11 protein-coding genes, 2 tRNA genes and 1 pseudogene are annotated in these 12,104 nt (G+C 44.3%); 3 read left to right on the forward strand and 11 right to left on the reverse strand.

Annotated elements, in window-relative coordinates; all coding sequences use genetic code 11:
• The 4 genes and pseudogenes from ACJHW7_RS23010 to mtfA all read right to left on the reverse strand — a co-directional run.
• Window positions 1-56 (reverse strand): IS1 family transposase (locus tag ACJHW7_RS23010; protein ID WP_097491765.1); only part of this gene is annotated, 56 nt, incomplete at its 3' end.
• A 34-nt stretch (window positions 57-90) separates the two neighbouring features.
• Window positions 91-1,083, reverse strand: a pseudogene (locus tag ACJHW7_RS23015) (tyrosine-type recombinase/integrase); the annotation flags it as partial.
• A gap of 161 nt (window positions 1,084-1,244) precedes the next feature.
• A tRNA-Asn gene (locus ACJHW7_RS23020) sits at window positions 1,245-1,320 on the reverse strand.
• 100 nt (window positions 1,321-1,420) lie between these two features.
• The gene (gene mtfA / locus ACJHW7_RS23025) at window positions 1,421-2,218 is read right to left on the reverse strand and encodes a DgsA anti-repressor MtfA (protein WP_001327955.1); all 798 of its coding nucleotides are present in this window, start codon (window positions 2,216-2,218) and stop codon (window positions 1,421-1,423) included.
• A gap of 93 nt (window positions 2,219-2,311) precedes the next feature.
• On the opposite strand from mtfA, the gene ACJHW7_RS23030 reads away from it, so the two are divergent.
• A tRNA-Ser gene (locus ACJHW7_RS23030) sits at window positions 2,312-2,401 on the forward strand.
• A 569-nt stretch (window positions 2,402-2,970) separates the two neighbouring features.
• Here ACJHW7_RS23030 and ACJHW7_RS23035 read toward each other — a convergent pair.
• The 5 genes from ACJHW7_RS23035 to hiuH form a co-directional block, all read right to left on the reverse strand.
• A complete protein-coding gene (locus ACJHW7_RS23035; protein WP_001079074.1) occupies window positions 2,971-3,501 on the reverse strand; it encodes a cytochrome b in 531 nt (176 codons plus the stop codon).
• A gap of 342 nt (window positions 3,502-3,843) precedes the next feature.
• The gene (gene zinT, locus ACJHW7_RS23040; RefSeq protein WP_001007749.1) at window positions 3,844-4,494 is read right to left on the reverse strand and encodes a metal-binding protein ZinT; all 651 of its coding nucleotides are present in this window, start codon (window positions 4,492-4,494) and stop codon (window positions 3,844-3,846) included.
• Between the two features lie 256 nt (window positions 4,495-4,750).
• Entirely contained in the window at window positions 4,751-5,386 is a 636-nt protein-coding gene (msrQ, locus tag ACJHW7_RS23045; RefSeq protein ID WP_001240099.1) for a protein-methionine-sulfoxide reductase heme-binding subunit MsrQ, read from the reverse strand.
• Window positions 5,387-6,391, reverse strand: coding sequence for a protein-methionine-sulfoxide reductase catalytic subunit MsrP (gene msrP, locus ACJHW7_RS23050; RefSeq protein ID WP_000740100.1), 1,005 nt, complete (start codon window positions 6,389-6,391; stop codon window positions 5,387-5,389).
• A 108-nt stretch (window positions 6,392-6,499) separates the two neighbouring features.
• Complete coding sequence (hiuH, locus tag ACJHW7_RS23055; RefSeq protein ID WP_000920127.1) at window positions 6,500-6,913, reverse strand: hydroxyisourate hydrolase; 414 nt, start codon at window positions 6,911-6,913, stop codon at window positions 6,500-6,502.
• Window positions 6,914-7,045: 132 nt separating this feature from the next.
• On the opposite strand from hiuH, the gene hprR reads away from it, so the two are divergent.
• Together hprR and hprS are read left to right on the forward strand one after the other, a co-directional pair.
• Window positions 7,046-7,717, forward strand: coding sequence for a response regulator transcription factor HprR (gene hprR, locus ACJHW7_RS23060; protein WP_001339045.1), 672 nt, complete (start codon window positions 7,046-7,048; stop codon window positions 7,715-7,717).
• Window positions 7,717-9,075, forward strand: coding sequence for a two-component system sensor histidine kinase HprS (gene hprS, locus ACJHW7_RS23065; RefSeq protein WP_000826755.1), 1,359 nt, complete (start codon window positions 7,717-7,719; stop codon window positions 9,073-9,075). The genes hprR and hprS overlap by 1 nt, the downstream gene beginning before the upstream one ends.
• A gap of 107 nt (window positions 9,076-9,182) precedes the next feature.
• On the opposite strand, the gene hchA is transcribed toward hprS, so the two are convergent.
• Window positions 9,183-10,034 carry a glyoxalase III HchA gene (gene hchA / locus ACJHW7_RS23070; RefSeq protein WP_000218204.1) on the reverse strand — a complete coding sequence of 284 codons (852 nt, stop codon included), beginning with the start codon at window positions 10,032-10,034 and terminating at the stop codon, window positions 9,183-9,185.
• A 592-nt stretch (window positions 10,035-10,626) separates the two neighbouring features.
• Window positions 10,627-11,700 (reverse strand): porin, encoded by a 1,074-nt coding sequence (locus tag ACJHW7_RS23075; protein WP_032256236.1) that lies wholly within the window; start codon window positions 11,698-11,700, stop codon window positions 10,627-10,629.
• Window positions 11,701-12,104: the final 404 nt, after the last annotated feature.

Raw genomic sequence — 12,104 nt, forward strand, 5'->3', positions numbered from 1 at the left:
CGCACCACCCCGTCAGTAGCTGAACAGGAGGGACAGCTGATAGAAACAGAAGCCACTGGAGCACCTCAAAAACACCATCATACACTAAATCAGTAAGTTGGCAGCATCACCGACCGTGTTTTCACACATTGGCTTATACGGGTTATGGTCGCCGGGGAAGATCAGTTCATTATTACCGGTGATATCCTTAATCTGTTTCAGAATGGCGATGGACTGTTCTGAGAGGGGGACGATATGCGGCATTCGCATTTTTGCCCCGCGGCCGGAATAATGCACGCCAATAATGGGTTCTCGCGTCGCGGGTATCGTCCAGACTCGGTTTGTGAAATCAATCTCTGACCAGCGGGCGAAACGCAGTTCACTGGAGCGAATGAACACATGCAGCATCAGCAGAACGGCATGCCGGGTCAGTTCACGGCCCTGATGATATGCCCCAATACGTTCAAGCAGTTCAGGCAGCCGCTCCAGCGGCAGGGCAGGATAGTGCCGTCTGACAGGAGGTGTGGTCACGCCGCCAAGGTTTGCTGCAGGGTTCGTATCGATTAACTCCTGATGGACCGCATGGCGTATTATGTTACTCAGGTGCTGCCGTGTGCGGGACGCAACCTCCAGCAGACCTTTTTCCTCGATCCCTTTCTGCAGGTCAATGAAATGACGGGGTTTAAGTTCTGATACAGGTAGGTTCCCGATGACCGGAAAGATGTGATTGTTCAGGCTGGCAAGCAGACGGTCGGCGGTGTTCTGCGACCATTTCCTGTTACTTTTATGCCACGCCAGCGCCACGTTTTTAAAAACTTTCTCCGGTGTTCGTGAGCCACGTACAGCAGCCCGCTGCTGTACCGGGTTGATATTCAGCGCCAGCATTTTACGGATACCTTCACGTTGCTGTCGCGCATCAGACAGGGAGATGGCTGGATAGGCACCCAGCGCAATGCGGGATTCTTTACCGCTAATACGGTATTTGAGATACCAGTGGCGGGAGCCACCCGGCTTGACCCGCAGATACAGACTGTGAGAATCGGAGACTTTAAAGGGTTTATCAGAAGGCTTGAGGGTGCGGATTTTTGCGTCGGTAAGGGATATATGGGGGTCACTCCATTATCGAACTAACCTGACCCCAGATTTGACCACCAATTTTTCCCGATGCGTAGGGTAAAATCAAAATGCACCGAGAAGAGTTTTCACACTAACCTGTTGAATCAACATCAGATAAAGATTCGCAAGGATGCAAGAAAACAGAAAATTGGCTCCTCTGACTGGACTCGAACCAGTGACATACGGATTAACAGTCCGCCGTTCTACCGACTGAACTACAGAGGAATCGTGAGAACGGGGCACATATTACTTAGCGGTACCTTGTCTGTCAACACTAAATTTCATAAGTCATTTCAATTGGTTAATTAATCTGCAAAGTTGTTAATTAATGAACATTCGTCGCCGAAAACGAGTCTGTATCATTAGCGTGATGCAGTCTCTGCAAAGGATCTTGTTGATAAAATTGGCAGAAACGTTGCCACAATGAAGGGAAACGAGGAGCAAAAAGTTCTGGGGCGCTAAAGAAATATTCAGAAAGTACGGCAAAACATTCAGCAGGATCACTGGCAGCATAAGCATCGATGCTCGCCGCATTCTCGCCAACCAATTCGATTTCTTCCTGAATGTTGTTCATTGCAGCATGAAGATCGTGTTCCCAGCCAGCAACCTCACGCAACGGAATAAAGGGAACTCCGCTGGCGCGATCGCCGTTACGGGTGTCCAGCTTATGAGCGACTTCATGAATAATCAGGTTAAAACCAGAAGCATCAAAAGAATCTTGTATATCCAACCAGTTCAAAACGATAGGCCCTTGCTGCCAGCTCTGACCTGACTGAACAATACGTTGGTTATGCACCAGACCGATATCGTCTTCCCATTCATCATCGACCACAAATGGCGCAGGATAAATTAAGACTTCATGAAAACCATCCAGCCATTCCAGTCCTAACTCCAGAACGGGCAGGCAAAATAGAAGTGCTATCCGGCAGCTTCTTAATGAATTCAGCTCAAAGCCCTGTAAAGGAACAAGCCGTTTTTGCTGTAAAAAACGTTCGGCAAGAGTGACTAATTTGCTTTGTTCCTGTTCCGTCAGACACGTTAAAAGGGGGATCGATAGTGCTTCCTGCCAGGGAAGGGCAGTTTGATGTGCTGATTCTTGTACTTTCCAGGGCCACTTAATCATCGTTTTGCTCGCAAACTCGTCACTTGAACAAAATTGCACGGACAGGGACTGTTAAAATGCCAAATTTCCTGGCATCATGGCAACCATCTGAACGGAGAGATGCCGGAGCGGCTGAACGGACCGGTCTCGAAAACCGGAGTAGGGGCAACTCTACCGGGGGTTCAAATCCCCCTCTCTCCGCCACTTTATCAATGACTTATCTCCCGACTTCCCGCCTTGCTTTTCCTAAACAGAACAATCGTAGAATATTCTTGAAGGGTTAGATCGTCACTGTTTTCTGTTCGATACTGTGACATTCAGCACTTGATTCGCTATGGATCTGACAGGAAGCTTTCGAGCGAAAATGTGCAGTTATTCAGTCGTTTTCTTATCGCTCACCATTATTCTTTTAGACATTCATCCTATGAAACTGCCGCAAAGTTGGTGGTGGGAACTGAAGTTGCGTAGGGAAGGGGTCAATAATTGAGCCAAAAAAGGAACGCGGCCGTCAGATTAAAGCCGCGGGACAAAGTCCATAATTTCCAAGAGTTGTTGAATTTCCCAGCTTTTTTGAAAGCCTTTGTATCATACTAACAAGTAAAAAAGGTTTAAATATCAAAATTAACCTGTATTTTTGATAAGTCTTACCATTGTACGATTTACACAGTTTCTGCTCCTCCTTGTTGATAGTGGAAAGGGTGCATTGTGCACTTGCGTAAACATTTATGACGCGTTGATGTCTATGGTTCACATTTCCTTGTCAGGGGATCGACTTATTTGCGGCGAGGCATCATTCGTAACAGAGTATTATCTTTCTGAATGTAGTGATGAAAGAGTGCTGCGCCAGCGTGAGCTGCGATTAAAAAGTAACCTATATTTGCCCAGGTTTCGTGAATATTTTTTATCAGTGCTTTAATTTCGCTGTTTGGGGTAACAAAGGGAGACACATTGAAACCAAGGAAACTCCACGATTTTCCACTGTAAGCCATTAAAGCAATCCCCAGCAGAGGAAGTGCAAGGAAGGTTATATAAAGCATGATGTGCATTAGCGAAGCCGCTTTCATTTGCCAGGCAGGTGGCGGTGGTACAATAGAAGGATCACTATAACGGTGTTTTATAATCAGGCGTGAAAACATTAACACCCAAACGAATATACCCGCATTGTAATGTGTTTCTCGCATCAGCAGATAAGTACTACTACCTTTAGGAAACCAGCCACGGAGTTCCATCGCGGCATAGGTTATTGCAACGAAAAGCAGCGTTATCCAATGTAAATAAATTTGAGTTTTTGAGAATCGGTTCATTTTTGTAGCTCCTGTAATTTTTACAGTCAAGCTATCCCACGAACCTTAAAAAATCCTTATACAGATGTGGTTTTAAGAATTTGTTATTTAAAAAATTGATAGTGCACATTGTAACCAGCCAATATAAGCAATGGCGTGAGCACAGGTATCTTTCTCTGTTGGCCGTATTGTGTATGGAATCCGTTATTGGTTAACTCAATGCGGGTTAGCTTATTAATATACAGACACGTCATAGTGATGAGCGTGTCTGTAGCTAGCTTGCGTTCAGTGGCGTTTGTGGATGGACCAGTGGCAGTTATGATGACTTACTAAAGCGGCATCGAGGCGTTATCATGAGAATACTCAATGAGACATCATTTCCTCGACCACTTCTTCGCTACTCAACTGATATGGATAATACGTTGGCCAGTTTTCCATTTCATTTAATAAAGATTGCTGTGAATCATTACCCATAAAAATGTGAAAATGAGATGATTTTCGTGGTGCAATTATATGATCGCTAAATTGTATATATTTAGGGGCTTTGCTTTCAGGATCTTTACATTCGAATAAGTAACGAACGCCTTTCTTGCCTGATTTATAGGTGAGTATTTTGTATCCATCGTAATCATATTTACAGGATGTTGTTTCATTATTTCTATGGAATTCAACAATGCCGTCCTCAATGCCAATCATCTCGATATCTGTTGCATAACCTTTGTGATAATAATCTTTAATTTCAGCAAATGTTTTAGTTTTATCTGCATCCGCTTTCTTCTGAAAGACGGGGTCAAGTTTGCCACTTTGCAGTAAAGGATAAACGGATTGCCAGACTCCATCCCAGTCACTGAGCTTTCGGTTTTGTACATTGGCATCATCAAAAACACCATTAGCAGCTTTTTGTTCGACCTCTGTTAAGGGTTTGCCGTGTGAGTGATGACCATGCGAAAAGGCAGGAGCGCTAACAATAAAGACACCTAAAGCAACAGCCAGTTTGTGAAGACGAATCGCCAAAACAGTTTCCTCCAGAGTCATTGTATATGATGTGTAATGTTATATTGTAACATATGACAAAATGCAACAACTCTTAGGAGATGAGAGCATAGTTTTCTCAGGTGTACTTATCTATCTTATTGAAATAAAATGAATTATGTTGATAATTTGAGGTTGATGACAAACGAAACATAACCTGATGTGATCTGCGCAGGCCGGACAGGGCGCTCGCGCCACATCCGGCAGGGATAACGCGTACTTTGTCGGCAATATGAAGTTATACAGATAATTTGTTGTGAACCTGCTTGCGTAACCGGTTGAAAAGGGAAAGCAACTTCTTATACCGTAAGACTAAAAGCAGTACAGCCAGCCCAGCGTAGATGAGTGGCTGCGGTGAAATAATCTTCACTGACCACAGATAATGTATTGGGGCCAGGATCGCGACAAGATAGACGAAGTTATGCAACTGTTGCCAGTGTTTACCGAGTTTTCGCTGCATCGCCTGGGTTGAAGTGAACGCTAACGCAAGCAAAATTACCCAGCTGATAATACCTAACGTTAAATAAGGCCGGGTAATTAACTCCTTACCTAATAACGCCAGATTATTCACGCCCAGCTCCAGCAATGCGTAACTGGTTAAATGCAGTGTCGCCCAGGCAAAGCACCATAAGCCTAACAGGCGGCGAGTGCGTATCAATAACGGCTGTTTTGCGTAGCGTGCCAGAGGTGTGATTAACAAGGTCGCCAGCAAAAATTTCAGTGCAGTGCGACCGGTAAAATGCTGAATATCTTTCACCGGATCGGCACCCAGTCCACCGTGATTGATCGCCCAGACCAGCCAGAGAAACTGCAACAATCCGGCAAGATGCAGGCAAACTTTCAGCCATGTCACCTGTTTTGCTGTCAGACGCATTCAGAAATTCTCCCGCAAATCCAGGCCACGATACAGCGATGCCACCTGGTCGGCGTAACCATTAAACAGTAACGTTGGCTGGCGCTGTACATCGAGGATGCCGCCTGAACCAATAAATCGTTCGGTAGCCTGTGACCAGCGCGGGTGATCAACATGCGGATTAACGTTGGCGTAAAAACCGTATTCGTCAGGCGCTGCCAGATTCCAGGTGGTTGGCGGACGCTCGCGGGTCAGCTTAATACTGACGATCGATTTAATCCCTTTAAAGCCATATTTCCACGGCACAATCAGTCGCACCGGCGCGCCATTTTGTGGCGGTAACGCCTTGCCATAAACACCTACGGTCATCAGTGTGAGCGGATGCATTGCTTCGTCGAGACGCAATCCTTCGACATAAGGATATTTCAGACCGCCGCCGATAAAGCGGTCCTGCTGGCCTGGCATTTGTTCCGGTGCATAAATTGTTTCGAAAGCGACATACTTCGCATTGCTGGTGGGTTCGGCAAGTGCCAGCAATTTGTGCAGCGGAAAACCAATCCACGGCACCACCATCGACCATGCCTCCACGCAGCGCATACGATAAATACGCTCTTCCAGCGGGAAGCGACGGGTTAAATCATCGTGATCGAGGGTCAATGGTTTTGCCACTTCGCCGCTGATTTTCAGTGTCCATGGATCGGTTTTCAGGCTACCAGCATTAGCGGCGGGATCGGCTTTATCCAGCCCGAATTCATAGAAGTTGTTATAACCGGAGACTTTATCTACTGGCGTCAGTGGCAGGTTATTTTGCCAGGCGGCAGGCTTGCTGAACTCCAGCGGTTTTCCGGCGGGGGCGGGCGGGCGATCGTTCCCTTTAAACCAGCTAAGCAGATCGGCATGCGCAGCGTGAGGCAAAGAAAGTGCAGCTGCACTGATGCCCAGTGCTTTTAACACCTGCCGACGCTTCATAAAGAATACCGACTCGGCCGTAACATCTGATTCTTTTAAAAATTGATTCTTTTTCATAAGCCATCACACTTTTTTGTCGTTAGCCAGCAAGAGCCGTTTACTGTTAATCTGTCAGGGAGTGTCCTCCCTAACAGTAGCAGAGATCTGCTTTTACATATTTATGCATTAACTGCCACGATAGGTTGAATACCCATATTGGCTAAGTAATAAAGGCACATGATAATGCTCGTTCACTTTATTAATATGAAATTCAACGGGGATCTCAGGGAAGAAACTTTCAAGATTTTGTTTCTTGAAATAGTCCCCGGTTTTAAATACGACACGGTAATCGCCCGTAGTTGCAGTTTGCTCGGGCCACAGTGCCTTAATTCGTCCATCCTTATCTGTTTTGGCGGTATTAAGTTGTAACCAGCCGTTATCCGCCTTCTTTTCAAGAGTGACTGTCACGTCAGCAGCGGGTTTTCCGGTTTGCTGGTTCAAAATGTGCACGCTAAGAATGTTTTGTTGTGCGGCATAAACCAAAGAAGGTAATGAAAATGCTGCCGTTGCTACCGAGAGTACTAAATAACGCTTTAACATGTTTATATCCTTGTCATGTGAATGAGTTTTGAGGATAGCGAAAAAGCGGCCAGGGTAACCTTACAGCAGCATTACAATTTTGTAATGAACCAGGCTGTTTCTATAACATATGATTTATGGCATATTATTTTCATGAAGATTTTACTTATTGAAGATAATCAAAGGACCCAGGAGTGGGTAACGCAGGGGCTTTCCGAAGCGGGTTATGTCATTGATGCCGTTTCTGATGGCAGAGATGGGCTTTATCTTGCGCTGAAGGATGATTATGCATTGATAATTCTGGATATTATGCTTCCGGGTATGGATGGCTGGCAGATCTTACAAACGTTAAGAACAGCAAAGCAAACCCCTGTTATTTGCCTTACTGCAAGGGATTCTGTCGATGACAGAGTCAGAGGGCTGGACAGTGGAGCAAATGATTATCTGGTAAAACCTTTTTCATTTTCTGAGTTGCTGGCAAGGGTTCGGGCACAATTAAGGCAACATCACGCTTTGAATTCAACATTAGAAATCAGTGGCTTAAGAATGGACTCTGTAAGTCAAAGTGTGAGCAGGGACAATATCAGTATTACACTGACGCGCAAGGAGTTTCAGTTACTTTGGCTACTGGCCTCCAGAGCTGGCGAAATTATACCCAGAACGGTTATTGCGAGTGAAATTTGGGGAATCAACTTTGATAGTGATACCAATACGGTGGATGTCGCCATTCGCAGGCTCCGCGCAAAAGTTGATGATCCTTTTCCTGAAAAGCTAATCGCCACAATCCGGGGGATGGGCTATTCATTCGTAGCGGTAAAAAAATAATGAAAAGATTGTCTATAACCGTCCGTTTAACCTTGCTTTTTATATTGCTGCTGTCTGTTGCTGGCGCTGGAATTGTCTGGACTCTCTATAATGGCCTGGCAAGTGAGTTGAAATGGCGCGATGATACAACACTCATTAACCGGACAGCACAGATCAAGCAGTTGTTAATTGATGGGGTAAATCCAGATACGTTACCTGTATACTTTAACCGGATGATGGATGTTAGTCAGGATATCTTGATCATTCATGGTGATGGCATCAATAAAATTGTTAACCGGACAAATGTCAGTGATGACATGTTAAATAACATACCTGCTAGTGAGACAATCAGCGCAGCTGGCATTTACAGAAGCATTATTAATGATACTGAGATTGATGCTTTACGAATTAATATTGATGAAGTTTCGCCATCATTAACGGTTACTGTGGCTAAATTGGCTTCAGCCAGACATAACATGCTTGAACAGTATAAAATTAATAGCATTATAATTTGCATTGTCGCCATTGTACTTTGCTCAGTATTAAGTCCGCTGTTAATCAGAACGGGATTACGAGAGATCAAAAAGTTGAGTGGTGTAACGGAAGCGCTGAATTATAACTATAGCCGAGAGCCTGTTGAGGTTAGCGCATTACCGAGAGAACTAAAACCTCTTGGGCAGGCGTTGAATAAAATGCATCAAGCCTTAGTCAAAGATTTTGAACGCCTAAGTCAATTTGCTGACGATCTCGCTCATGAACTTAGAACGCCCATTAATGCATTACTGGGTCAGAATCAGGTTACGCTCAGTCAAACCAGAAGTATCGCTGAATATCAAAAAACAATTGCCGGTAACATTGAAGAGTTGGAAAATATTTCGCGGTTAACAGAGAACATACTGTTTCTTGCCCGGGCAGATAAAAACAATGTTTTGGTGAAACTGGACTCGCTTTCTCTCAATAAGGAAGTCGAAAATTTGTTGGATTATCTTGAATATCTTTCAGACGAGAAAGAGATTTGCTTTAAGGTCGAGTGCAATCAGCAAATCTTTGCGGATAAAATTTTACTGCAACGAATGTTATCGAATCTTATTGTTAATGCCATTAGATATTCACCAGAAAAATCGCGTATTCATATAACCAGTTTTCTTGATACCAACGGCTATCTTAATATTGATATCGCCAGTCCTGGAACGAAAATACATGAGCCTGAAAAACTCTTCCGTAGATTTTGGCGGGGAGATAATTCGCGTCATTCCGTAGGTCAGGGACTTGGTCTTTCTTTAGTCAAAGCGATTGCCGAATTGCATGGGGGAAGTGCTTCATATCACTATCTCAATAAGCATAATGTGTTCCGAATTACGTTACCGCAAAGAAATTAACATAGGGCTTCAGTACGCCATAAATTAACCGTGAAAAAACGCAGCCACGTCGTGAGTACTAACGCGGCTGCGATTAATTATGCGCTTACATTCAAACGTAACAGGGATTAACCCGCGTAAGCTGCCAGCATTTCCTGCGCCGCCAGTTTACCCAACGCATTCGCTGCGAAAGGACTGTCGCCGGTGAGAAGTTTACGGTCCTTATGTACTCGCCCGGTGATGTCGTCATTAATGATGTTCATGCCCATTTTCTTCAGCTCTTCGCCGAAGTACCAGGTGAGATGACCTGGCATATAGCCAATATCTGGCGTTTGTTTGTCTGCGGCGTCTGGGAATGCGCAAATGGAATAACCATTCAGTGGGTTATCGCCGTGGCGAAGCGCCAGAAAAGCCGCCGGGCCGTGGCAAAGGGAGATAACAAAACGGTCATTTTTGATTGCCCACTGTAAAGCGGCAGCTACGTCCTGGCTTTCAGGTAAACCAATAAGTGCGCCATGACCACCAGGAACAAAGATTGCTGCATATTCGCTATCAGCGTTGAGGCTGGCGACAACATCCGCGAGTTTCTTCGGATTGCGGAACAACGATTTATGCTGCTCAAAGAATGGCATTACTTTTTCATCTTTGTGCGGCATAGCCCAGTATTCAAACTTGGTCATCAGACCGGAAATGGTCGCCACTTCGAATTCGAAACCTGCAGCATGGAGATGATACAACGGCAGCAACGTTTCAATCGGATGGTTACCGGTCGAGAACAGTTTTCCGTTATCGGTTGGCAAATAACGTTCGTCCGCGGCGATCACCAGAATTTTATGCTTACCGCGATACGGTTTTGGATAGTCCACGCCATCAAGATCAGAGACGGGACTGGTATATTGACTAAGCGAATATTCTGAAGGGAAGAACGCATTATCTTCAGCAATATCGACCTGCGGATTTTTACTTGTTTGAACAGTCATAGTGTATTCCTTATTGTTGCTTAGTTAGGGTAGTCACTATATTTGCGACTGAGCTGGTCGCTATTTTTAACCAGGCTGGAAAATTGAGTCAATATATCGAAAGCGGTAGTCGGCGGGTGTAAGTATGTAATGATGATGCTGCACTGGTGTTGAATATTATTCACGCCAAATTTTCCTTATTGAGCAACGTCGTCGCAAGTGGCCTCAATGATTTTAGACCATTATCAGAGATGCGGGGCGGTGGGGAGAGATTTAGTGATGTGGAATATTGTGGTGCTGATAAATATTTATATCGCGGATTGGTAGAGAAAAAGCTTATTTCATGCACTATTTTTGCAAAGATTTCTATTTGGGAAGCGTGTTTGTTACGGGGTAATTCATCAGAATGTGCATTTGGGGTGTTGGCTGGAAGAGTCGCTGGTAGATGTTATTGTGGCAGGAGGGGCAGGGTAAGGTGCTGTATCGATATGCTTTGGCAATTGCGTGTGCCGCAGATGGAGATGAAATGCCAATAAAAAAGCCTGAGTTCGATGAGGGACGAACTCAGGCTAGTGTTATGTTTTACAGTAACACGCCGCGGCGCGTTGGCTGATTAGAACTGGTAGACGATACCAACTGCAAACTGGTCATCAGTTGCGGCATCGGTAATCGCTGCATCGTCTTTATCCAGCAGGTTAAATTTGTATGCTGTGTAGACGTTCATGTTCTTATTGAAGTAGTACCAGGTACCAACTTCGATATAATTTACGCGGTCAGCATCAACACCTTTATGTCCATCACGAGCATAAAGATCTTTGCCTTTGGAATATACGTAGCCTAAAGACGGACGTAAACCGAAGTCGAACTGATACTGTACAACAGCTTCAAAGTTTTGGGTTTTATTTGCAAAATGATCATTAGCCAAAACGGTCATGTTGCGGGTTTCACCGTACATCATTGCTGCATAGATATTATTTGCATCATACTTGGCTGCTAATGACCACACTTCAGCGTTATCACCGTAGCCGTCACCAGCTTGTTCATTAGTACGATCAGATTTGCTATATGCACCTACAAAACCAAAACCTTCGATGTTGTAGTCTACAGACAACGCATAGCCATCACCGTTTTGTTTAGTAACGCCACGATTGCTGTTCTTACCTTGATATTGCACAGCAAAATTCAGACCATCAACCAGACCAAAGAAATCAGAGTTACGGTAGGTTGCAACACCGTTGGTACGACCGTTCATGAGGTTGTCAGCGGAAGCCCAGGAATCACCACCCCATTCAACTAACATATCGGTATAAGCTGCGGCATCATAAGCAACACCGTAGTTACGACCATAGTCGAAAGATCCTAACTCGTTATATTTCAAACCTGCGAAGGTTAAACGGGTTTTTTCCTGATTAGAGCCTTCGGGCTTGCTGGCGTCGAGGTTGTATTCAAACTGACCAAAACCAGTCAGTTCGCTGGTGATTTGGGTTTCACCTTTAACACCGAAACGAGCATAGGAGGTATCTTCGTTTTCGCTGTTATTATCATCAGTATTTGACCAGATGCATTCGCCAACCATCTTGCCGTAGAAATCAACTTTATTGCCATCTTTATTGTAAATTTCAGCCGCATTTGCTGCGCCAGCAACTAATAACGCCGGGACCAGCATTGCCAGAACTTTTCTTTTCATTATGTATTCCCTTGTGATTATAATCTTCATGAATATATCAATAAGTGCCGTTATCCAAAAAAAAGCACATTTGGATACTATTCTATGAAGTTCATTTTATTTTAAGGATTACATGCAACAAATGTATTTAAAAGATTTCAAAATGTTTCTAATCTATTTAATATAATTCAGAGTTATGAATTCTAAATATAAATATTCATGAAATTATAAATTTATATCAATATGTTATGAGTTGAGCGGAAACATAGGGGGTATCAATGATTGTTGCGCCAAACGGCTGGTGTGATCTGGCGCACATTAATGAAGGCATAAAAAAAAGCCGGCATCATGCCGGCCCAAAAAATATAAACAAGACGATAAAAGGCTAATAACGGAAGCATCATGACACAGAATAATAAAAAGGT

It is taken from the genome of Escherichia sp. WS1152, from assembly GCF_046487665.1.
In the GTDB taxonomy this organism is placed as follows: domain Bacteria; phylum Pseudomonadota; class Gammaproteobacteria; order Enterobacterales; family Enterobacteriaceae; genus Escherichia; species Escherichia coli.